At 37.6% G+C, this 22,676-nt stretch carries 21 protein-coding genes and 1 pseudogene; 7 read left to right on the top strand and 15 right to left on the bottom strand.

The window, feature by feature from the left end:
* The first annotated feature begins 27 nt into the window (after positions 1-27).
* The 3 genes from O9A_RS04200 to O9A_RS04190 all read left to right on the top strand — a co-directional run bounded on the left by O9A_RS04200 (position 28) and on the right by O9A_RS04190 (position 2,309).
* Positions 28-747 (top strand): ABC transporter permease, encoded by a 720-nt coding sequence (locus O9A_RS04200; protein ID WP_034459092.1) that lies wholly within the window; start codon positions 28-30, stop codon positions 745-747.
* Positions 747-1,454, top strand: coding sequence for an ABC transporter permease (locus tag O9A_RS04195; RefSeq protein ID WP_034459090.1), 708 nt, complete (start codon positions 747-749; stop codon positions 1,452-1,454). Before O9A_RS04200 ends, O9A_RS04195 begins: the two co-directional genes overlap by 1 nt.
* An 81-nt stretch (positions 1,455-1,535) precedes the next feature.
* The gene (locus O9A_RS04190; RefSeq protein ID WP_034459088.1) at positions 1,536-2,309 is read left to right on the top strand and encodes an amino acid ABC transporter ATP-binding protein; all 774 of its coding nucleotides are present in this window, start codon (positions 1,536-1,538) and stop codon (positions 2,307-2,309) included.
* 18 nt (positions 2,310-2,327) lie between these two features.
* On the opposite strand, the gene lpxB is transcribed toward O9A_RS04190, so the two are convergent.
* The 13 genes from lpxB to O9A_RS04125 all read right to left on the bottom strand — a co-directional run bounded on the left by lpxB (position 2,328) and on the right by O9A_RS04125 (position 16,473).
* Positions 2,328-3,533, bottom strand: a complete 1,206-nt coding sequence (gene lpxB / locus O9A_RS04185; protein ID WP_034459085.1) for a lipid-A-disaccharide synthase — start codon at positions 3,531-3,533, stop codon at positions 2,328-2,330.
* Entirely contained in the window at positions 3,526-4,398 is an 873-nt protein-coding gene (locus O9A_RS04180) for an LpxI family protein (RefSeq protein ID WP_034459082.1), read from the bottom strand. The genes lpxB and O9A_RS04180 overlap by 8 nt, the downstream gene beginning before the upstream one ends.
* A gap of 2 nt (positions 4,399-4,400) precedes the next feature.
* The gene (gene lpxA / locus O9A_RS04175) at positions 4,401-5,225 is read right to left on the bottom strand and encodes an acyl-ACP--UDP-N-acetylglucosamine O-acyltransferase (protein ID WP_034459079.1); all 825 of its coding nucleotides are present in this window, start codon (positions 5,223-5,225) and stop codon (positions 4,401-4,403) included.
* A 23-nt stretch (positions 5,226-5,248) separates the two neighbouring features.
* Positions 5,249-5,716, bottom strand: a complete 468-nt coding sequence (gene fabZ / locus O9A_RS04170; RefSeq protein WP_034459077.1) for a 3-hydroxyacyl-ACP dehydratase FabZ — start codon at positions 5,714-5,716, stop codon at positions 5,249-5,251.
* Position 5,717: 1 nt separating this feature from the next.
* Positions 5,718-6,764 (bottom strand): UDP-3-O-(3-hydroxymyristoyl)glucosamine N-acyltransferase, encoded by a 1,047-nt coding sequence (gene lpxD, locus O9A_RS04165; RefSeq protein WP_034459075.1) that lies wholly within the window; start codon positions 6,762-6,764, stop codon positions 5,718-5,720.
* A 65-nt stretch (positions 6,765-6,829) separates the two neighbouring features.
* Positions 6,830-9,226, bottom strand: a complete 2,397-nt coding sequence (gene bamA, locus O9A_RS04160; protein ID WP_034459073.1) for an outer membrane protein assembly factor BamA — start codon at positions 9,224-9,226, stop codon at positions 6,830-6,832.
* A 207-nt stretch (positions 9,227-9,433) separates the two neighbouring features.
* On the bottom strand, positions 9,434-10,582 hold the full coding sequence (gene rseP, locus O9A_RS04155; protein WP_034460193.1) for an RIP metalloprotease RseP: 1,149 nt from the start codon (positions 10,580-10,582) through the stop codon (positions 9,434-9,436).
* 15 nt (positions 10,583-10,597) lie between these two features.
* Positions 10,598-11,413, bottom strand: coding sequence for a phosphatidate cytidylyltransferase (locus O9A_RS04150; RefSeq protein WP_034459070.1), 816 nt, complete (start codon positions 11,411-11,413; stop codon positions 10,598-10,600).
* A gap of 773 nt (positions 11,414-12,186) precedes the next feature.
* A complete protein-coding gene (gene frr, locus O9A_RS04145) occupies positions 12,187-12,747 on the bottom strand; it encodes a ribosome recycling factor (RefSeq protein ID WP_034459068.1) in 561 nt (186 codons plus the stop codon).
* A 37-nt stretch (positions 12,748-12,784) separates the two neighbouring features.
* On the bottom strand, positions 12,785-13,504 hold the full coding sequence (gene pyrH, locus O9A_RS04140; protein ID WP_034459066.1) for a UMP kinase: 720 nt from the start codon (positions 13,502-13,504) through the stop codon (positions 12,785-12,787).
* Positions 13,505-13,663: 159 nt separating this feature from the next.
* On the bottom strand, positions 13,664-14,587 hold the full coding sequence (tsf, locus tag O9A_RS04135) for a translation elongation factor Ts (RefSeq protein WP_034459064.1): 924 nt from the start codon (positions 14,585-14,587) through the stop codon (positions 13,664-13,666).
* A gap of 108 nt (positions 14,588-14,695) precedes the next feature.
* The gene (rpsB, locus tag O9A_RS04130; RefSeq protein ID WP_034459062.1) at positions 14,696-15,469 is read right to left on the bottom strand and encodes a 30S ribosomal protein S2; all 774 of its coding nucleotides are present in this window, start codon (positions 15,467-15,469) and stop codon (positions 14,696-14,698) included.
* Positions 15,470-15,648: 179 nt separating this feature from the next.
* Positions 15,649-16,473, bottom strand: a complete 825-nt coding sequence (locus tag O9A_RS04125; protein WP_034459058.1) for a cell envelope integrity EipB family protein — start codon at positions 16,471-16,473, stop codon at positions 15,649-15,651.
* A gap of 144 nt (positions 16,474-16,617) precedes the next feature.
* On the opposite strand from O9A_RS04125, the gene O9A_RS04120 reads away from it, so the two are divergent.
* Positions 16,618-17,079, top strand: coding sequence for a RidA family protein (locus O9A_RS04120; protein WP_034459056.1), 462 nt, complete (start codon positions 16,618-16,620; stop codon positions 17,077-17,079).
* Positions 17,080-17,219: 140 nt separating this feature from the next.
* Complete coding sequence (locus O9A_RS04115; protein ID WP_034459055.1) at positions 17,220-17,642, top strand: HIT family protein; 423 nt, start codon at positions 17,220-17,222, stop codon at positions 17,640-17,642.
* Positions 17,643-17,649: 7 nt separating this feature from the next.
* Here O9A_RS04115 and clpA read toward each other — a convergent pair whose 3' ends face one another.
* Together clpA and O9A_RS08665 are read right to left on the bottom strand one after the other, a co-directional pair.
* Complete coding sequence (gene clpA / locus O9A_RS04110) at positions 17,650-20,001, bottom strand: ATP-dependent Clp protease ATP-binding subunit ClpA (RefSeq protein ID WP_034459051.1); 2,352 nt, start codon at positions 19,999-20,001, stop codon at positions 17,650-17,652.
* Between the two features lie 6 nt (positions 20,002-20,007).
* Positions 20,008-20,210, bottom strand: a pseudogene (locus O9A_RS08665) (ATP-dependent Clp protease adaptor ClpS).
* A 412-nt stretch (positions 20,211-20,622) separates the two neighbouring features.
* On the opposite strand from O9A_RS08665, the gene O9A_RS04100 reads away from it, so the two are divergent.
* Positions 20,623-21,972, top strand: a complete 1,350-nt coding sequence (locus O9A_RS04100) for a D-alanyl-D-alanine carboxypeptidase (RefSeq protein WP_034459049.1) — start codon at positions 20,623-20,625, stop codon at positions 21,970-21,972.
* Between the two features lie 32 nt (positions 21,973-22,004).
* Positions 22,005-22,283, top strand: a complete 279-nt coding sequence (locus tag O9A_RS04095; RefSeq protein WP_034459047.1) for a hypothetical protein — start codon at positions 22,005-22,007, stop codon at positions 22,281-22,283.
* Positions 22,284-22,676 lie beyond the last annotated feature (393 nt).

Genomic DNA, 22,676 nt, shown 5'->3' with positions numbered 1-22,676 from the left:
ATCTAAATTTTTGTGAGGAGCACAAAAATGGCTGAAAATTTAGCATTGCTATCATTTAGCAATGGGGGGTGGGGTGTAGTTATACTTTCAAGTGCAGGGATAACATTATCATTGGCTTTATGCTGTGGACTCTTAGGGCTTCCTCTAGGACTTCTAAATGCACTGATGATACGATCCAATATCAGGACAGCTAAAGCTATAGCTACCATTTTTTCATCAGTATTTCGTGGTCTCCCAGAGCTTTTAACTTTATTTTTAGTCTATTATGGTTTACAAAGCATTATTCAAACTGTTCTTGATTATTTTAACATTGAAATAATATTTAGTATCAATGCTTTTATTGCTAGTGTTCTTGCACTTAGTATGGTTCTTGCTGCTTTTTCTTGTGAAGTTTGGCTCGGAGCATTCAGTATTTTTGAAAACGGTCAATATGAAGCGGCTAAAGCTCTAGGACTTTCACGTTCAACTACATTTTTTCGTGTTGTCTTTCCTCAACTTATTCGAAATGCCTTGCCAGGGCTTTCCAATAATTGGCTTACTTTACTTAAAGATACATCACTCGTCTCAACTATTTCACTTGTTGACCTTATGCAACAAACGAATTTAGCAGTTGCTGCCACCAATAAGCCTATGCTGTTTTATCTTGTGGCATGTTTACTCTATTTATTATTTTCAGCTTTTTTTTCCGCAATTCTATATTATCTTGAAATACGCACTCTATCAGGATATCAGAAGGTATTAGTCTGATGATTCCTGAGTGGCTCCATTTTCTTTTCAATCCTACTCTCTTGAACCGTTATGGACTAAAATTTATTGATGGATTTCTTGTAACTTTTGAGCTGGTTTTTATTTCTTGCTCTCTTGGTTTTTTTCTCGGTATGCTTATTACATTTGTGCGTTTATCAAATAATAAGCTTTTGCGGTATTTTGCACATGTTTATGTTTATTTTTTCCGTGGATCCCCCTTATTAGCCCAACTTTTCCTTTTTTATTATGGACTTGGTTCAATGAATAGCTTTTGGCAACAAGTTGGTTTATGGTGGTTTTTTCAAAATGCATGGTATTGCTGTATTTTCATTTTTGCGCTTAATTCCGCTGCTTATCAGTCTGAAATCTTTAAAGGAAGTTTTTTATCCGTAAAAACTGGACAAATTGAAGCATCAAAAGCTCTAGGGCTAAGTAGCTCTACAACGTTTTTTAAAATTATTCTTCCACAATCAATGGTTGTAGCGTTACGTCCCCTAGGAAATGAATTTATTTTAATGATTAAATCCAGTGCTATTGCCTCACTTATTACTATTTATGATTTAATGGGGATTGCGAAACTCACTTATTCACGTACATTTGATTTTCAAGTTTATGTTTGGGCTGCTCTTATTTATCTTTTTGTCGTTGCCCTTATTCACCGTTTTATCATCGCGATTGAACGCTACCTCACCCGATATTTACGATAAACAAAACTGATCAGGAAAATTTTTACTAAACTTAAAATATTTAAATTAATCAATTTATTCATCAATGAAAGAATATAAAAGATGAATTTGAAAAATAATAAACTTGTCTATACCACTAAAAGCCCAGTGATCTCTATTCGAAATTTAAATAAATGGTACGGAAACTTTCAGGTGCTCCATGATATTAACCTAGATGTTGAAACTGGCCAACGCATCGTTATTTGTGGACCTTCTGGATCAGGAAAATCAACTTTGATTCGTTGTATTAATCAATTAGAACAAACACACAAAGGTTCAATTTGTATCCATAATATTGATATCCATACGGCTCCTCTAAAGCAACAAAAAACTGTTCTGCGCAAAATAGGAATGGTTTTTCAGCATTTTAATTTATTTCCCCACATGACTGTTATGCAAAATTGCATTTTAGCACCTATGACAGTTCAAGGACTTTCCAAACAACAAGCAAAGGAACTGGCAACGCATTATCTGACACAGGTTGGAATTGAAAAATACTGTGAGAAATATCCTTTACAACTCTCTGGTGGACAACAACAGCGTGTTGCAATTGCACGTGCACTTTGTATGAAACCTGAAGTGATGCTTTTTGACGAACCAACATCAGCTCTTGATCCAGAAAGTGTCGGAGAAGTTTTAGAAGTTATGGTTCAATTAGCAGATACAGGCATAACAATGCTGTGTGTTACCCATGAAATGGGTTTTGCTCGAGAAGTTTCAGAAAGAATACTTTTTCTAGAAAATGGAAAAATTATTGAAGATACAGCATCTGATGAATTTTTTACTAACCCTAAAAGTCAACGTGCTCGTGATTTTCTTACTAAAATTAAACATTAATCATTAACATTGTTTTATCTATGAGAATTTTAAAGGTCCCGATCTCTCTTTGAGAAGGGTGACAATTGTTTGAGCAGCAATGACCCTGGATGGAACTTCAGTCTTCATTTTCTGTTCTACCATCTCAAAAGCATCGAGCTGTGCTTGTCGTAATAAAGGATTATACAAAAGTTGTTCTATCTGCCTTGCTAACATGCCAGGACGTAGAAATTCATTAAAATATTCTGGCACAATAGGCTTATCAGAAATAATATTTGGAAGAGCAGCACTCCATAACATTATTTTGGGAAAAATGAATAATTGAGAAAAACGATCAAGTTTATAGCAAAGAACCATGGGAATTTTCGCTAATGCTAATTCAAGTGAAACCGTTCCAAATGCCGCAAGCGCAACATCAGCTTTCGAAAAAGCATGCCATTTTTCATCTTCATCAACAAGAATTTTTACTTTGATTTTCCAGCTTTGTACAAAAGTACGAATTTCATCCACAAAATGTGGTAAAGTTGGTAAAATAATATGTAAATGAGGAACGCGTTGTATAAGAATTTCTACTGTTTCTCGAAAAATAGGCATTAAGTAGCGAATCTCTAAATTACGTGATCCTGGCAAAATAACTAATGTAGGCGATGACGTTTGTTTAGCAAACACACGTTTTTTTTCTGATTGATGCCTTTTTTCTGATTGGATAGTCAACAGTGGAGGATAAGTCAAAAGACGATGTCCGACATAAGTAGTGGGTGGACCTCCCAAATCTTGCATAATCTTTTTTTCAAAAGGAAAAACCGCCAAAACATGATCAACAAATTTACGCATAGCTTTAGCGCGCTCAGGACGCCATGCCCAAACTGTTGGTGCAATATATTTAATGATAGGAATAGAAGGCGCTAAAACACGCACTTTTTTTGCAACACGATGGGTAAAATCAGGGCTATCAATAATAATTAAACAATCGGGTTGTTCTTCTGCAATAAATTTAGATAAATTGCGAATATGTATCAATAATGATGGCAATTTTTTAAATACTGCGCCTAAACCGATTAAAGCAATATCTTGAGAATCAAAAAGGCTTTTTAAACCTAATGCCTTTAAATGACTTCCTCCAACACCAATCAACTCAATTTTGCATCCTATCTGTTGTGCTAAACAAGAAATCAAATCTGCCCCAAGCAAATCACCAGACTCTTCGCCTGCAACAATAGCAATTTTTAAGAAACACTTATTCATGATCAAATTTTTCAAATGTTTCTATAAACAAGGAATATTTGTTGGCTTTTTCTATCGTTGTTTTCACTGATAATATCAGACTTCTATTTGCCTCCACCGCAATACCAGACAGTCCACTCTTTGCAATATTCATTATTGTCGTAGGACCAATTGATGGCAAATCAAAGCGATGATCCTGTTGTGGTTTCGCACATTTAACAAGAACACCACCTTTAGGCGGAATTTGTCCTCTTTCTCGCATTTCACAAACTCGCCATAGCATATTATCAGTTCCTTCTGCTCCCTCAACCGCAATCACCCTTCCATTGCTAGCAACTGCTGCTTGCCCTATATCTAAACGACCTAAAAGTTTTGCTGCTTCTGCTGCTAGGACAATATCTTTTTTCTCTTTTCGCGTGGCTCGCCGTAATGTTAAATCAAATTCTCTCGGAGCTAAAAGATTCTGGACTATCTCATGAGCACCAATAATATAAAAACCATGCGCTTCAATAACCCGTACAAAGGCTTTCAATAATACATCATCCCCTCCCTTCAAAGCCCCAATTAACTTAGGAAGAGCTAAAAATGTTGTCCAATCGAATTGTAATTGCGTAAGAAGTGGCCGCCTTTTCACACCACCGGCCAAAACAATATTACAAACTTCAGCTGCCTTTAAAATTTTAACGAGACGCGCTAACTCTACAATTGATAACTCACAATGTTCATAGCGATAAAGCAAAGCATCTGCTTCATCACGCAGAAGTACAAGAAAAGGATTCTGTCCATCCTTTTCAAGTTCTTGAGCAACAGTGATAGGTAGAACACCATTTCCTGCTATAATAGCAGTACGGCCGGAAAGAAAATTTCTCGCACCAGAGACAGACATTTTTAATCCTTATTTTCTTTTATTCTATCACCTTCAAATTTGGGTGTACAATAAAAACGCTTTCCTTTTTCTTTAATAAAATTAACTACATCAACAACAGATTGAGAAGCGGGATAGAAAGAAGCAACATCGCTGACACGCTCTTTAAACGGTTTGCTGTGATCAAAAAGCATAGCAACCGCATGGCGTAGTGCATGAATATCTTTACGCTCAAGACCTGCACGCTTCATACCAATAATATTTAACCCTGCAAGTTTTGCTTGCACACCAACAGCTGTTCCATAGGGAATTAAATCACCAACTAGCGCCGATACACCACCAATAAACGCATGATGTCCAACACGAACAAATTGGTGAACAGCAGCACCACCACCAATAATAACATAATCGCCAACAGTAACATGACCAGCAATCATCGCATTATTCGCAAATGTTACATTATTCCCTACACGGCAATCGTGGGCGATATGAGCATAACAAAAAAATTGGCAATTATCACCCACAATTGTCATTCCCACACTCGAATCAGAGCCTCTATGCATTGTTACGCCTTCACGAATTGTACAATTTTTACCAATAGAAAGAGTTGTATAACCTCCCTTATGTTTATTATCTTGCGGTTCTGCTCCTAAAATTGCATGTGAAAATACTTTACTATCGGCTCCTAAAGTTGTTTTCCCCATTATCACAACATGACTTATCAAACTGCATCCATCACCAATAACAGCCTCTGAACTAATATGACAAAACGGCCCAACGAATACATTCTCACCAAGCTGCGCTCCCTTCTCCACAAGAGCAGTTGGATGGATTTTCGTACCGGACATTTTTAAATTCCCATCAATATCGTTTACTCTTTTTCGAGAATCATCGCAGCAATTTCCGCTTCGGCAACACGGACGCTCTTTACTTCTGCAATACACGAAAAACGCCTCACGCCAGATCGCTTTTTTAAAAGCTGAACATGGATCTTTAGCTGATCACCAGGTATAACTGGCTTACGAAACTTCGCATTATCAACAGTCATAAGATAAACCAATTTTGTTTGCTTATTCCCTAATCTTAAAAGTGAAATTGCTCCCGCTGTTTGTGCCATAGCTTCTAAAATCAACACACCAGGCATGACAGGTTTTTCAGGAAAATGCCCTACAAAATGTGGCTCGTTAATGGTTATATTTTTAATACCAATAGCTTCTTGCTCACCATCAATTTCAACAATCCGATCGATCAATAAAAACGGATAACGATGAGGTAATATTGAGAGTAATTTTTCAATATCTAAAGCCTCTAAACTTCTAGTTTCTTCGGTGGTGATCATATTAGCGTTTCTCCTTTTTAACTTTGCCAATATTACGCAAAGCCGCTACTTCACGGAACCATTGTTTAAATGGTCGAGCGGGACTACCTCCCCATTTTTCACCATCCGGAATGTCATTCATAACACCACTGCCAGCAGCAATCTGAACATATTTACCTACGATGATATGATCTGCTACCCCAACACTCCCACCAAGTTGAGACATATCACCTATGGATGTACTTCCAGCAATTCCACATTGAGCGGCAATAAGACAATAGCGACCAATCTTCACATTGTGGGCAATCTGTACTAAATTATCAATTTTGCTTCCTTTACCAATAATGGTATCCTCAAATGTTCCACGATCAATTGTCGTATTGGCACCAATTTCCACACCATCCTCAATAATAACACGACCAAGTTGTGGAACTTTTTCAATTCCAGAAGAACCATCAATATAGCCAAAACCGTCTTGCCCAATGCTGGCACCAGGGTGAAGATGAACTTTGTCACCTATCAAAGAATACTGAACTGTTACCTTGGGAGCAATATAACAGTCACACCCAATACGACAGTTCTCACCGATAACAGCAGTAGATGCAATAAGAGATCCTGAACCAATCTCAACATCTCTCCCGATAACAGCTCCCGCTTCAATACATACATCATCTGCAAGCTTAGCACTTGGATGAATATGCGCGTGCGGAGAGATCTCCCTCTGTCCAAACCAAGGCATGGGCTTAACAGAATCGGGAAACAGGATACGACCAATCTGGGCAAAATCACGCTGTGGTGTGGATGTCACCAAAATTGCCATAGATTCAGGAACTTTAAAAACGATTTCATTCGTACAAAAAACAGCAACAGCAGAACTTCCTACTAAAGCATCAGAAAACTTCCGATTCTCCACAAACACAAGAGAACCTTTTTCGGCATTTTCAAGCGAAGAAAGAGTATTTATAACTTTGTTAGAAAACTCTGGATTAAGAAGTTTTGCACCTGTCAACTCAGCAACATTAGCAACCGTCAACCGCCGGGACGGCGTAAAAAAAAATGTATCCGCCATCAAAATACTTTCTCTCCCAGCTTACCCCATTTTCTTTAAATTTTTTCTTCTAAAAAAAATTTAAATCAGAACTTCGTAGAAATACCAAAGTTCAATTGCTGCAAACGATCCCCTTCTTGCTTTTTTAGTGGCCAAGCATAATCAAAACGCAGCGGACCAAACGGCGAATCCCACATCAAACTAACACCTGCGGATGAACGCCATGCACTTTTGATATTTGTAACAGGCATTTCACCCTGAAAAACAGGTTTATAATTACTGCCATAAAGCGTTGCAATATCCGCAAATAATGCACCGCGAAATCCTAACCCTTCAGGCACAACAGGTATGGGAAACTGTACTTCAGCAGTCGCATTCATATATGTCGTTCCCCCTAAGAAATAAACCTCACCTTTATTGGAAACTTGACGCGGACCTATCCCGTTATATTTGAACCCACGGATCATATCAGTATTTATTTTAAACATATCGAAGATACGAGCCCCCTCTCGGCCTATTTCATGGATATAACCACCACCAAAAGAAAGTAAACCGACAAGATCCATCCGATCGGAAAGTGTTTTATACATCATCGCTTTACCAGTTGTCTTCAAGAACTTTGCGCTGCCGCCAAGTCCTGCATATTCCTGAAGAACACGTAGATACCATCCATCATGCGGATTTTTCATATCATCAATAGTATTATAGGTTAGACCATAACTAATTGATGAACGTTTCCAAGGACTATGCTGCGCTGCTTGAACAATTGCACCAGAATATTTCCCATATAAGTCTCTTATATCAGTATCTTTGCTTAAGTCATATTCTTTACCGAAATCATATTCTTCCTGCACATAAGAATAAGCTAAATTAGCAGATAACTGGTCATTAATAGGTACCGCAAACCGAAGTGATCCACCTGTCTGTCTTACATCATATGCTTTATCAGCGCGATAAGTACTGCGAAAAATATCAACCCCAGCGGATAAACGATAACCTAAGAAATAAGGATCAACAAACGATAAATTGTAATTACGGGATTTCTCTTGTCCAGCACCTAAGCTTAAACGAACATACTGACCACGTCCCCCAAGATTACGCTCGGTAACAGATACCTCAAGTGACACACCAGGGCTTGTACCTCCCGTTGTATACCCTCCAGAAAAAGAAAGATCTCCTGTTGGTGCTTCAATCACATCTACAACCAAGATAATCTGATCAGGTTGATCGGTGGGAACCATTGAAATATTAACGGCTTTAAAAAAGCCTAAATTTTCTAGACGACGTTTTGCTCGCTGCACTAAGGTCTGATTGTAAGCATCACCTTCATTTAAATCAATCTCACGGCGAATGACATAGTCACGTGTCTTTTCATTACCACGTACTTCAATACGCTGAACATAAGCCCGAGGACCTTGTTCAATGTTATACAAAATAGAAATTGTATGATTTGCTAAATCACGATTTCCTCGTGTCTCAACTTTAGCAAAAGCATATCCTGAATCAGCAACTTTATTGTTGATAATTGCAACAGATTGTTCAATATTTTCTGCACTATAAACATCACCCGAACGGGTTTTAAGTATCCCTTTCATAGATTGAACATCAATCCCATCGATATCACTTTCAATCTGAACATCACCAATTTTATAGCGCACACCCTCATCGAGAACGAAATCAATTTTATAAGCATTACGCGCTTCATCAAAAACCGCTTTAGAGGAAATAACGCGAAAATCAGCATAACCACGGTTATAGTAAAAGCGACGGAGCGCCTCTTCATCAGCAGCCAAACGTTCCTCACTATAAACATCACCTCTCAACAATAACGAGAGTAATCCTGAAGGCTTTGTTGAAATCACATCACGTAAACGGCGACTCTCAAAAGCGTGATTCCCCTTAAAAGTGATATTGCTAATCTTTGTCTTGCGACCTTCAACAATATTAAAAACCACATTTACACGCCCTTTTCCAAGGTTAATAGTTTGAACCGTAACAACGATATCATTACGACCAACAGTTTTATAAGCTTCACGAATCATATTAGTATCGGCCGAAAGCTTGGCAGAATTGAAAGGCTCATTCGGTTTTAAAGAAATAAACCGTTTAAGATCAGGATCTTTAAGAGATTTATTTCCTTGAAACAACACCTGATTGACAACTTCATACTCTTTGACTAACACAACCAACCTATCGCCTACCTGGTTTATTTTAACATCATAAAATAACCCTAATCCAAAAAGACGCTTTACCGCAGAATCGACATCACCACTGGAAAAGCTCTTTCCAACTTTAATATCTATATTATCTCGAACCACCTGAGCACTTACAAATTTATTCCCACGAACCTCAATGGAACGAACCACAGATGCTTGTACTTCTCCAACCATCGCAGTTGATACAAAGGCTGTTGTTGGGATAATAATCCTCATACCTAACACCAACACAGATGCTGCATTTAAAAACCTTGAATTCATAGTCATTGGCTTTTTTACCTTATCTTATTCCCTGAACACAACGCCTCAAAAAGCTAACTGCCATAACAACTCTTTTATTCACAGCAAGACTTTCCACCCCTTAATTACTCATTATAGCACATGATGCCACAATATTTTGTGGATATGGTAAACGACTTTTCATTTGTATTCTTCTACTATTACCTAATTTATAAAATGTTTTCCATAATTTAATTAGCTAAACCAACAAAAATAATCATTAAAGAGCGCAAACAACATAAATAGGAGAACAAAGCAGAGACCTAAGCGAAAAATAATCTCTCGAATTTTAACTGATATTGGTCTCCCAATAATGATTTCAACAACATGAAATAACAAATGCCCACCATCAAGTGGAGGAATTGGAAAAAGATTAATAAGCCCAACACCTATTGAAAAAAAAGCCATAAAATTCAATAAAGAGATAAAACCTGTTTCACTTACTTGCCAAGCAATTTTAATTGTCTTAGAAGGACCGCTTAGCCGACAATGATCTTCTTTTCCACCTAGTAAACGCCCCATAAAAAAAATTGTTTGGGTAACAATAAACGTAACACGTTTTGATGCTTCTCTTAAAGCTCTGCCAAAACCATAGCGAATATGTTTCACATAGGCTGGATCTAAACGCGCAGGATTATCTGGATCAACAGGAACCCCTACACCTATCAGTCCACTTCGAACCCGATTACCAAATCCATCATCTCGCTCCACCACTTTTGGCGTAATCACCGTCGTAAAGACCTGCCCACCGCGTTCCATTTTAAATTCTATAGGATTTTCACCATGAAACGTCACATAGTTCATCAAATCTTCAAAACTTTCAACCTGTCGACCATCTATTTCAATAAAACGGTCGCCTAATTGCAAACCAGCTTGAACAGCAGGAAAATCTTTTACGAAAGAACCAACAACTGGTTCAATGGCTACACGACCATATATAAAGAAAAAAAACGTTAAAATAACAACGGTAAAAAGGGCATTGAACAAGGGACCAGCAAAAACAGTTGCTGCTTTTTTCCAAGCATGCGCACTAGCAAATGAACCGTCAACAATCGGAAGTGATCGAGAAGATGTTTCATGCACTCCTTCTTCATCCCCTATAAACTTTACGTATCCTCCTAAAGGAATAAGTGCTAAACGCCACTGTGTACCACGCCTATCTGTGTAACCCACTATTTGTGGTCCAAATCCAAGCGAAAAAACCGATGCCTTAATACCACACCACCGCCCAATGAGATAATGTCCAGCTTCGTGAACAAAAATGATAATCATAACAACGAAAAGAACACTCAAACTTCTTAAAAGTACGTCGCCTAAAGCAATTATATGATTCAAAAAATCCAAGATATCTTCTCCCATTTAAACCATACAAAAGAGATTAAAAGGTGTATCCATATCAGACATAAAAGAACCAATTAAATAAAGAAGAAAAGCAGCCCCTATTAATCCATCCATACGATCCATAAACCCACCATGCCCAGGCAATAAAGAACTAGAATCTTTAACAGAAAATTGCCTTTTTAGCCATGATTGCCCTAAATCACTCATTTGCGAAACAATTGATAAAATGAGCGTAAGCAATGGTACAAAAAAAACTGCTGAATTTAAGTCAAAAAACCAAAAAGCAATCAATACACCGCCAAAAACTCCAACAAATGTACCACAAATTGCCCCCACCCATGTTTTATTAGGGGAAAATTGTGGTGCTAATTTAGGACCACCAAACGCACGTCCGCTAAAATATCCAGCAATATCTGTTCCCCACACTATTGTAAATAAAAAGATAACAACCCAGAATCCTAATGACTCATGCCCCCGTAAAAAGGATAAAGCCACAACCGGAAAACATACATATAAAAAACCAAAAAAAACCCAAATACTCTTTCTCACAGGCCCGATAGCTAACAGTGCTGCCAAAGCTATCAAAATACAAAAGATTAATGAAGCAGATGCATTCGATACCAATAAGGCGCAAAAAACCAAATAAAAAATACTCGCTAATATTTTTTGTGAAACATGCCACTTTTCTTTAGTAATACTCATCCATTCATAAAGAATAAAACCACCAATAACCCAAACAAATAAAAAAAATAAAGTGCCCCCAACCCACGTTAAACACAAAGCAATGAAACCAAAAGTTAAAGCAGTAAGAATACGAGAAACCAGATTAGACAAAACAACTTCCAAACATCAAATTAAAAAGGCAAACTCAAAAGCCTCTGCAAACAAAAAACTCTGGCTTTGCTATGGAGAATTTTTATATTTACATTTTGCACACTTTACCAATAATTGACCATAAATGATCTACTCTACCAAGATAGTGTTCATAAGACCAAGTAATCAGTGATAACGACTTCAAAAGCTTACACATCAAAGACCAAACCTAAAATATTTTTCTCAATATACCCCTGATTTTAAAAATAAGAAAATACTCTTCACTCACCATGCGAATTATGAATTTTACTATTTATTTGACATTAAAAAATTTTTCTAGAAAACTATTAAGTATCTGTTCAAAGTAAAAAAACATAAAAAATTGCACAGAACAACGCTCCTTTATCTATCCTACCGTTTCATTCGTAATGAAAAGTAATATCAAGATTAAGATTGATTTTTTGACTCACATTCTTTTTCCAAAAGTTGCCGTGAAATATTTGAAAGATCATTAACATGAAAACATTTTTGTCACGGAACTCAACAAAATTAGATTGAGAAAAAAACTTTCATTACCTAATTAAATAATGCGCTCCAGGCCTTACTCAAAGGTAAAAAAAGTTTCAAAAAACATCTGCTACTCCAAATTAATCTTTCTTATACAATATATAAATATAGTAAAATACATTTCTTCGCATTCCATGCCTTGCTATCAACAGCACACATAACTTGTCCTTAGCACCAATAGGAATAAGATAGGGATGTAATATTCTTTTTCTAGTGAAAAAACCGTCTTAAACGTGCATAATTTCAGATTCTTTGACAGCCAAAATCTTATCAATATCGGCAATGGTTTCATCCGTAAGTTTTTGAACTTTTTCGGATAAACTATGTGCTTCATCTTGACCGATTTCACCTTCTTTTTCTAACTTCTTCAAATTATCCATGCCATCTCTGCGAACATGACGAGTAGCAACACGGGCCTGCTCTGCATAGTGATGAGCAATTTTTACTAATTCTTTACGACGTTCTTCATTCAATTCAGGTAAAGGAATACGCAAATTCACACCATCAGTGATAGGATTTAAACCAAGACCAGAATCACGAATAGCACGCTCCACAGCCCCTACCATCGTTTTATCCCAAACAGAAACTGAAAGCATCCGCGGTTCTGGAACAGAAATATTCGCAACCTGATTTATATGTACAACAGAACCATAAGCCTCAACTGTTAATGGCTCTAGTAAACTGGCTGATGCTCGCCCAGTCCGCAATCCCCCTAATTCATGTTTAAAAGCCGAAATAGCACCGTGCATGCGACGTTTCAGATCATCCATAATTGATGTAACACTCATATTTCTGTCTCCTTTAATTACGCCTTGAAAATTATCTTCATTCCGATACTATTGTAAACCGTCCTGTTCCATTCAACACCTTAGCTAAACCACCTTTTTCATGAATAGAGTACACAATAATTGGTACATTGTTCTCGCGCGCTAAAGTAACCGCCGTTGTATCCATGACGGATAACCCCAATTGTAAAATCTCAACATGTGTTAACTGATCAAAACGTTTAGCCGTAGGATCTATCTTTGGATCTGCAGAATAAATACCATCTACTTGTGTTCCTTTCAGGAGAACATCTGCACCAATTTCTGCTGCACGCAAAGTAGCAGCAGAATCAGTAGTAAAAAACGGATTACCAGTACCACCTGCAAAAATAACAACCTTTCCTTGATTCATATAACCTATTGCTTTACGCTGTGAAAAACTCTCACAAATTTGTGGCATAGCAATCGCAGATAATACTACCGTTTCAATCCCTAGTTTTGTTAATGATGTTCGCAATGCTAAGGAATTAATAGCTGTCGCCAACATTCCCATATGGTCACCTGTCACACGATCTCCACCATGCGAAGCAACGGCAACTCCACGAAAAATATTGCCTCCACCTATAACAATAGCAACTTCTATTCCCATCACCCGCACCTCAGCAACATCAGCAGCGATACGGTCTGCAACGGAAACATCAATCCCAAAACTCTGCCCCCCCATAAGAGCTTCACCAGAAACTTTTAAAAGAATACGTTTATACTGAAGTGCTAATGTCATTGAGAATCTCCCCAAAAGCATATTTACTTTTTGCTTTTGACACCACTAAGGGCACCACTTTGCTACGTGACGCCCTCTTTAATAATTATACCCTTTATTATCAGTGATTTTATAATCAATGGTAAGATTTAAAATCTCTGATCAATCATTTACAAATAGCTATCCTTTTGCAGCAGCTGCAACCTCTGCAGAAAAATCAGACTCCTCTTTTTCCACACCTTCGCCCAGAGCAAAACGAATGAAAGCTGTGATTTTTGCCGGCGCACCAATCGATTTTTCAGCATCCTTCAAAGCAGCATCAACAGTAATATCAGGATTCATAACAAAAGCCTGAGAAAGCAAAACAACTTCTTCGAAAAACTTATGCATACGCCCTTCAACCATTTTTTCAATAATATTTTCAGGCTTTCCAGATTGGCGTGCTTGTTCTGAAACAATTGCTTTTTCACGCTCAATAGCACTGGAATCAACATCTTCTACTGTTAGCGCCAACGGATTGGTTGCAGCAATATGCATTGCAACCTGTCTACCAAAAGCTGCTGCTGCCTTCTTATTTCCTGTCGTTTCGATAGCAACCAAAACACCAAGTTTACCCAGTCCCTCAGCCACACTATTGTGCATATAAGTAGCAACAACACCATTCTCAACCGATAATTTAGCAGAACGACGAAATGTCATATTCTCCCCAATAATCCCAATTGCATCTCTAATTGTAACCTCTACAGTCTTCTCAGAACCTGGATAAAAAGATGCACAAACAGCATCAACACTCCCATCTGTTCTCAAAGTAGCTGCTGCTACATTGCGTACAATGTCTTGGAATACATCGTTGCGCGCGACAAAATCTGTTTCAGAATTGATCTCAACTAAAACCGCGCTTAAATCTTGTGATACAATCCCAATCAACCCTTCAGCAGCAGTACGGCCAGCTTTTTTATCTGCTTTAGCTATTCCTTTTTTACGAAGCCAATCTACAGCAGACTCCATATCACCATTGGTTTCCTCCAAAGCTGCTTTGCAGTCCATCATACCAGCGCCTGACAATTCTCGAAGTTCTTTTACTTGTTCAGCAGTAATGCTCATATTTGCCTCTTTATTCTGTAACTGTAAAAGGCGTGCAAAAAGAAACTCCTATGCACGCCTATGATCTTTTTTTAGAAAATAAGTACCTAATAAGCGTCTTTTTTAATATTACTCAGAAATCGAAACAGCATTTTCCAAAACAGGCTCCACAGGAGCATCAGCTTGAGCTCCTAAATCGACACCCATCGCACCTTGCTGACGAGCAATACCATCAAGAGCTGCACGAGCAAAAAGATCACAATAAAGAGAAATAGCCCGCGAAGCATCATCATTACCGGGTATCGGATGATCAACGTTATCAGGATCGCAGTTGGTATCAATAATAGCAATAACAGGAACACCTAAACGTTTTGCTTCTTGTATAGCAATATTTTCTTTGTTGGTATCAATAATAAATATAAGATCTGGAACACACCCCATATCCTTAATGCCACCAAGTGCACGGTGAAGCTTTTCACGATCACGTTCAAGATTTAAACGTTCTTTTTTAGTAAAGCCTTGCGCTTCAGCAGCAAGAATTTTGTCTAGTTTACGCAAACGATGTATCGAATTGGAAATTGTCTTCCAGTTTGTCAGCATGCCTCCGAGCCAACGTGCATTAACATAATATTGTGCCGAACGATTCGCCGCATCTGCAATAATATCAGAAGCCTGCCGCTTGGTACCAACAAAAAGAATGCGACCACCACGTGCAACCGTATCTGAAACAAGTTTAAGCGCTTGGTGTAAAAGTGGAACAGTCTGAGCAAGATCAATAATATGAATATTGTTACGCTGACCATAAATATAAGGAGTCATCTTCGGATTCCAGCGATGAGTCTGGTGACCAAAGTGTACACCTGCTTCTAAAAGCTGTTGCATAGTAAAATCTGGTAGTGCCATTAAATTCATCCTTTCCGGTTTAACCTCCGCGGAAAAAGTAGATAACTCTACTACCGGCGGACACTTGCTAGACTTTCTCTGCAAGCACCAAAGTTCCGCGTGTGTAATGAGATAACCATACTAATATTTGATTCTTTTTCAAGTTATTTTATACAATCATTTAACGCTTACATTGACATTTAATGTTTGCATTGATCAAGGCTTTTCTCGCCATCAAGAAATTCAAGATTGTTCAATTTTGCACGCACTGCAAAAGCTCCATAATCTATATGAAGATCACGCATTACACCATTTTCATGTAAAAGAAAGCTGGTACGATAAAGAGGTAAGCCATCTTTTTTTTCTATATCATCAAAATAAGAAATCGTAACCGGCCAATATCCCTCCTCATCCAATTTTCCCAACTTCTCCCTTTCATCATCAGAGAACTGCGTCTTCTTTTCCCCAATAATTATACTTTCTTTTATGACTTTGTCCGCTTTATCTGTTCCATCAAATACGGTAGTGTTATAAAAATGACGACCTGCTTTTGCTTGCCGTATGATACTCTTGAGTTGCATAATTGGAAACTCAGCCGTTGCAAGCTTGTATTCTTCATCTTTTGGCTTTTTCAGTTTTATTATAATTCCATCTCGAGTACGTTCAGCTAAACCTTCAGAATTCCGCGCAACCTCTTGTCCAACCTGATCTTTAACACTGAAATGAAACGTCCGACTGTCACCTGTTTCATAACTCGTCGTTTGTTGATCAGTTAAACGCACTGGCATATCTTCAATATGAATACGACTGATAAAACGAAAACGTGTCGTATACCCCTGACATACTGAACCCGTAAGTTCATAAACCATTCGTCCAGTCATCCCCAAAATTGCCATGTCGTGAGAAGCACTATCAAGCTGAAAATCGTAAACAGCTCGATGTGGAGCAACGAAAATAGACTCCTCAGCTCTCGCCGCACACAAAAAAGCAACATATAAAGCTGTTACAAATAATAATCTGCTCATCACTAACTTCCAATTTTATTGCCATTTCATACCATCATAGACGAAGACAAAAAAGGTCAGCATCTTAATTAACCACACATTTCCTTAAATCGAAAAATAGTTTATGCAACAAATGTATAATAGAATAGCTATGGAGTTTAAATTATGACCAACGCAATTGAAAAGCACCTCAAAAATTTTGAAATTACTCTGCCAGAAGCAACACAACCTATTGCCAATTATGTAACAACTTCACAAAGCGGCAACCAACTCTTTATTTCTGGACAACTCCCCCTTTTTGGTGGCAAGCCAGTAGAAACCGGTAAAGTTGGTGCAACTGTTAGCGCTGAACAAGCAAAAAAATCAGCCGAAGTCTGCGCGCTCAACATTCTTGCACAAGTTAAAACAGCTCTGGGTGATTTAAATAAAATAAAACGCGTGGTAAAAATCACTGTTTTCGTTGCCGTAGATCCTCATTTTACCGATATTTCTCTTGTCGCTAATGGAGCTTCTGATCTCCTCGTCAATATCCTAGGTAACGCTGGAAAACATGCCCGTTCTGCTATTGGCGTTGCCTCTCTTCCTATGAACGTTCCAGTAGAAATTGAAGCCATCATAGAAGTTTAAACTTTCATCAAATGATAGAATACCTATATAAAGAAAAACTTGAATATAAAACCTCTCTTTTGTCCACCCTACCAACTTTCGCATTTTTTTTCATCTTGAATTAAAAGTTAAACTCAAAACGAATAAAAGGAAATATTTGTATGAAACAAGTTTATGATAATAATAATATTTTTGCCAGATTGATTCGTAATGAAATTCCTTCCATCCGTGTCTATGAAGATGATGATGTTATTGCATTCATGGATATTATGCCACAAGCGCCAGGACATACGCTGGTTATTCCTAGAAAAGGCTCTAGAAACCTCCTAGACGCAGATACTGAAACATTATTTCCAGTTATCAGAGCTGTCCAAAAAATCGCTAATGCCGTAAAAAAAGCCTTTCAAGCAGATGGGATAACAGTTATGCAATTTAATGAAGCTGCTAGTCAACAAACCGTTTATCATCTCCATTTCCATATTATACCACGTATGGAAGGAATAGAACTTACCCCCCATAATAATGTTATAACGCCTACAGAAATACTTGAAGAGAACGCAAAAAAAATTCGAGATGCCCTTTAAAGCAATCTTAAGTTGCTGACCTTTTTATTCCCACATTTTTTTTGCTAAAACGTGCCGTTTTTCTGTTCTTTAAGCCAACAGATCCATCGAAAGATGAAATTTTTAACTGTAGCTTCTCTTTTCCCCCATTTGGTTTATATGTTAATACGTGAACCATGCCACCATTGCGCAACTGTCCAAATAAAATTTCGTCAGCTAGCGGTTTCTTAATATATTCTTGTATAACACGCCCCAATGGACGCGCACCCATCTGAAAATCGTACCCTTTATTGGCAAGCCAAACCATTGCAGAAGGACTTAATTCAAAACAAATTCCCCGATCAGCCAGTTGTGCCTCAAGCAGAAAAATAAACTTTTGCACAATCTGATTGATGATTAACTGAGATAAAGGTGCAAATGGAATGATTGCATCTAGCCGATTACGAAATTCTGGTGTAAATAAACGATTGATCGCTTCTATATCCTCACCGTCGCGATGCACCTTGCCAAATCCAATAGCCGACTTCGCCATATCTGAAGCACCAGCATTGGTTGTCATAATTAAAATGATATTGCGGAAATCAACTTTTTTGCCATTATGGTCTGTTAACTTCCCATAATCCATTACCTGTAACAAAATATTAAAGAGCTCTGGATGGGCTTTCTCAATCTCATCCAGCAATAAAACTGCATGAGGCTTCTGATCAACTGCATCCGTAAGGAGACCTCCTTGATCAAACCCTATGTAACCTGGAGGAGCTCCGATTAAGCGCGCCACCGCATGTCGTTCCATATATTCTGACATATCAAAACGCAACAGTTCAATTCCTAACGACGATGCAAGCTGTTTTGCAACTTCAGTTTTTCCTACACCTGTTGGCCCTGAAAATAAATAACTTCCTATTGGTTTGTTTGCATCGCGCAATCCTGCTCGAGCTAATTTAATGGAAGATACTAATGCTGAAATTGCTTGATCTTGTCCATAAACAACATGCTTGAGTTCCCTTTCAAGCTTGCTAAGTATCTTCTGATCATCACCAGAAACTGTTTTTGGCGGAATTCTAGCCATAGTAGCAACAGTTGCTTCAATTTCTTTGACACCTATACTTTTCTTTCGTTGTTTTTTTGGCAAAAGCCTTTGTGCTGCACCGCTTTCATCAACAACATCAATTGCTTTATCAGGTAATCTACGATCAATCATATAACGTGAAGATAATTCTACGGATGCCTTCATCGCTTCATCTGTATATTTAATCTGATGAAAATCTTCAAAATAAGGCTTTAATCCTTGCAAAATCTTAATCGCGTCGGCAATAGAAGGCTCATTAACATCAATCTTCTGGAAACGACGTTCTAAAGCTCGATCCTGTTCAAAAATTTTGCGGTATTCCTTATAAGTCGTCGAACCGATACATCGAATAGTTCCGGAAGATAATGCAGGCTTTAAAAGATTTGCCGCATCCATGTTCCCTCCTAATGTAGCCCCTGCTCCAATCAATGTATGAATTTCATCAATAAATAAAACAGCATCTGAATATTGCTCAAATTCTTTAATAAGTTGTTTTAATCGTTCTTCAAAATCACCGCGATAGCGTGTACCAGCAATAATCCCTCCCATATCAAGGGAAAATATCGTTGTATTTGATAAAACTTCAGGCACTTGCCCATCAACAATGCGTTTTGCCAACCCCTCAATGATAGCTGTTTTTCCAACTCCAGGATCACCAACTAAAAGCGGGTTGTTTTTTGATCTTCGACATAAAACCTGAATCATGCGTGAAATTTCCACTTCACGACCAATTAATAAATCAACTTTTCCAGTGCGTGCTTTACAATTGAGATCAATACAATAAGCAGTCAGTGCACTTGTTACCTTTGCACTACTGTCCGATATTTGCTGATCTAATTGCTCTTCTAGATCTTCAAGTAACATGGATAATCCATCATCACGCGTGATACCATGTGAAATAAAACGCACCACATCATAGCGTGTCATGCCCATCTCTTGAAGGAAATATGCGGCATAACTTTCACGTTCAGAAAAAATTGCAACAAGAACGTTTGCTCCCGATACTTCATTTTTCCCAGCTGACTGAGCATGAATCACTGCACGCTGGATAACACGCTGGAAAAATGTTGTCGGTTTTGTATCCTCACCCTCTCTCATTTGTGCATCTAATTCTGATTGTAAATATTTGGTTAAGCGCTTTCGCAATTCTTCTACATCTACCTGACAAGCTCGAATTACTGAACTTGCATCAGCATCATCTAGAAGAGCAAGGAGAAGATGCTCTAATGTCGCATATTCATGTCGCGCTTGATTAGCAATCGTTAATGCGCGATGCAGAACCTCTTCAAGACTAGGCGTAAAAGATGGCATAAATCCTCACTTCCATTCCATTACACATTGTAACGGATGTTCATTTTGACGTGCGCACTCCCTAACTTGTATTACTTTCATTTCAGCTACTTCGTAATTATAAATTCCACATTCACCTACTCCATTTTGATGAACATTTACATAATACGCATTGCTTCTTCGAAGTCTTTTTTTAAAAAGTTTTTTAAAACAAAAACAACGAAATCCATAGGTGTATAATCATCATTCAGTAAAAGCACACGATATAGCTTAGGCTTTTGAAGTTTTGATCTCATTTTGGGCATTATAATAGCATCATGCCTGTATTCATCCCCATTCTTGCCCTTTTCATTGTGCATAATACGGAGTAAGGAATTTTTTATTAGCTTCTGTACCATCATTATTTCCTGTGCAGCAGGCCTTTTATTAATCTTAAATTCTTTCATAACTATTGCAACAACTGTTTATGTAAAGAACAAAGAAAACTTTCTTTTATGGTGAGATTAGGTCAAATATGAAAATTCCAAAAATACTTTCTGTAAACAAATTAGTAATACCATTCGCATAAATTATATCGACAAGCCGCTGCGCAAAAAAGTTTTACAGTTTTTTTAGGGTAAATGGAGAAATAGGATACTGCAAGTGTATATTAACTGCCAAAAAATTGTGCGTTGCTATAAGAAAATAGTAATTGCATTTGTTGTTTTAGCTCTCTCTTATTCTTGGGCATTCGCTACTCCTCAAGAAGCCTATACTGATAAGTATGCTGCTATCGTTATAGATGAAAATACAGGAAAAACCCTATTTCAAGCCAATGCAACGCTAAAACGTTATCCAGCTTCTTTGACAAAAATGATGACGCTTTATCTTCTTTTTGAGGCTATGCATATGCGTCGCGTAACACCCAATACACCAATCCCTGTTTCACGAAATGCAGCAGCACGCCCACCAACAAAACTTGGACTTAAAACAGGACAAACAATTTCCGCACAAGAAGCCTCTAAAGCACTCATTACACGATCAGCAAATGATGTTGCTACTGCAATTGCTGAATATCTTGGTGGCAATGAAAAAAAATTCGCCCGAATGATGACAGCTAAAGCTCGCAAACTTGGTATGATAAATACTCATTTTGTAAATGCTTCAGGACTTCCGGATGTGCGCAACTATTCTACAGCACGAGATATGGCCACTTTGTCATTGGCCCTACGTAAACATTTTCCACAACAGTATAAACTGTTCAAAACAAAAAGTTTTATTTTCCATGGACATACCGTAAACACTCACAATAACTTAGTTAAAACAATGAACGGCGTCGATGGAATTAAAACAGGATATACACAAATGTCAGGTTCTAATTTAGCAACTTCTATGCGTATTGAAGGACGCTCTATCGTTGCTGTCGTTATGGGAGGTAAATCCTCTACCGCACGTGATAAGCACATGTCCAGCCTATTAAGCCAATATTTACCCAAAGCAAGCCGCATAAAAAATGATGGACGTTTAATGAATTCTGCGCACTATAACTTGCCCACTGGCACTAAGACTCCTATCCCGCTCATTAAAGCTGATTCAACCGATTCTGATGATGAAATTTCTACTCTGTTGACAGCATTTGCAGAACAACCTAGAAATTCTAATATAGCAATAGCGGCTGTAAACCAGGCAATTATACCACTCCCTAACCCTCAAAAAGCTATATCTGTTAAAATTGATGAGATTGTTACGGCCTCTTTGTCCACAAACGCTGGATGGGCTATCCAAATTGGTTCTCTTCCTAGTAAAAAACAAGCAGAAAATCTGCTTTTAAAAGCAAAAAATACAGCCTATTTCGCTTTAAAGAACACATCTTCACACATGCAACTTTTTGAAAAAAACGAACGTCGTTATTATCGTGCGCGGTTTGTAGGATTTCAATCAAAAAAAGCTGCATTTAATGCTTGTTCTTTATTAAAGAAAGCAAATTTTAACTGCTATACTGTAGCTTATTGAAGGTTTTTAAATTCTGCGTTAAGGATAGTACTATGACACATAATGCTCTTGCTTCATCCGCTGAAAAAGAAAATTTGTTGAAGCAATCATTTCTTTTCTCATTGCGTTCTCTTCAGGATGTTGCAACAAAACTTGCTGGCTTAAAGCATAATCCGGCTTCTCTAAACACACAGTCTCTTGTCAACCTTCTCATTTGCCAAACAACGCGGAATCGTCGTCTCATCATGCCTCCTGTACGAATTCATTTACGCGTTGCAAGCCAAACAAATAGCGTACCTATTAAAATCCGTCTTGGTGCAACAAATGTTTAATTCTATAAATAATTTTTATAAGGATTATTTTGTTAATAAGAGTTTTTACATATTATTGTCTACAATCTTTAAAAAAGCCTTACAAATCATTTCTTCCTTAAACTTATAAGAATTGTGCTGCAAATTTCTGTCAAACTCTCTGAATAAGCATCTCTAGTTTTTTAATAAAATCGCTCTCAAATACGTCAAAATACTCAATCTTGTATTATTTTAGATTTAATATCAAAAATTAGCCTGAATGCCTTTTTATAAAAAAGCACTTCCCCATTGGAGATAAGCTCTTATTATCGAGGTATTGTCGTGAATAATTCAATGAAATAAAGAACTTCTTTTTAATGACGTACAAAGATTTCAAAACAATGTAGATAGACAGTGTACAAAACCGCCTAAGCA

It is taken from the genome of Bartonella koehlerae C-29 (assembly GCF_000706625.1).
Taxonomy (GTDB): Bacteria; Pseudomonadota; Alphaproteobacteria; order Rhizobiales; family Rhizobiaceae; genus Bartonella; species Bartonella koehlerae.
This window is presented reverse-complemented; position numbering and strand designations above follow the sequence as displayed.

Coding starts and splice junctions, on each gene's coding strand:
- tsf (WP_034459064.1), bottom strand. CDS start 14,587: ATGAGCATTACTGCTGAACAAGTAAAAGAACTTCGAGAATTGTCAGGC.
- O9A_RS04095 (WP_034459047.1), top strand. CDS start 22,005: ATGACACATAATGCTCTTGCTTCATCCGCTGAAAAAGAAAATTTGTTG.
- O9A_RS04115 (WP_034459055.1), top strand. CDS start 17,220: ATGAAACAAGTTTATGATAATAATAATATTTTTGCCAGATTGATTCGT.
- O9A_RS04120 (WP_034459056.1), top strand. CDS start 16,618: ATGACCAACGCAATTGAAAAGCACCTCAAAAATTTTGAAATTACTCTG.
- O9A_RS04180 (WP_034459082.1), bottom strand. CDS start 4,398: ATGTCTGTCTCTGGTGCGAGAAATTTTCTTTCCGGCCGTACTGCTATT.
- pyrH (WP_034459066.1), bottom strand. CDS start 13,504: ATGACATTAGCACTTCAGTATAAACGTATTCTTTTAAAAGTTTCTGGT.
- O9A_RS04190 (WP_034459088.1), top strand. CDS start 1,536: ATGAATTTGAAAAATAATAAACTTGTCTATACCACTAAAAGCCCAGTG.
- O9A_RS04200 (WP_034459092.1), top strand. CDS start 28: ATGGCTGAAAATTTAGCATTGCTATCATTTAGCAATGGGGGGTGGGGT.
- bamA (WP_034459073.1), bottom strand. CDS start 9,226: ATGACTATGAATTCAAGGTTTTTAAATGCAGCATCTGTGTTGGTGTTA.
- lpxD (WP_034459075.1), bottom strand. CDS start 6,764: ATGGCGGATACATTTTTTTTTACGCCGTCCCGGCGGTTGACGGTTGCT.
- fabZ (WP_034459077.1), bottom strand. CDS start 5,716: ATGATCACCACCGAAGAAACTAGAAGTTTAGAGGCTTTAGATATTGAA.
- O9A_RS04195 (WP_034459090.1), top strand. CDS start 747: ATGATTCCTGAGTGGCTCCATTTTCTTTTCAATCCTACTCTCTTGAAC.
- clpA (WP_034459051.1), bottom strand. CDS start 20,001: ATGCCATCTTTTACGCCTAGTCTTGAAGAGGTTCTGCATCGCGCATTA.
- O9A_RS04125 (WP_034459058.1), bottom strand. CDS start 16,473: ATGAGCAGATTATTATTTGTAACAGCTTTATATGTTGCTTTTTTGTGT.
- lpxB (WP_034459085.1), bottom strand. CDS start 3,533: ATGAATAAGTGTTTCTTAAAAATTGCTATTGTTGCAGGCGAAGAGTCT.
- rpsB (WP_034459062.1), bottom strand. CDS start 15,469: ATGGCACTACCAGATTTTACTATGCAACAGCTTTTAGAAGCAGGTGTA.
- lpxA (WP_034459079.1), bottom strand. CDS start 5,225: ATGTCCGGTACGAAAATCCATCCAACTGCTCTTGTGGAGAAGGGAGCG.
- frr (WP_034459068.1), bottom strand. CDS start 12,747: ATGAGTGTTACATCAATTATGGATGATCTGAAACGTCGCATGCACGGT.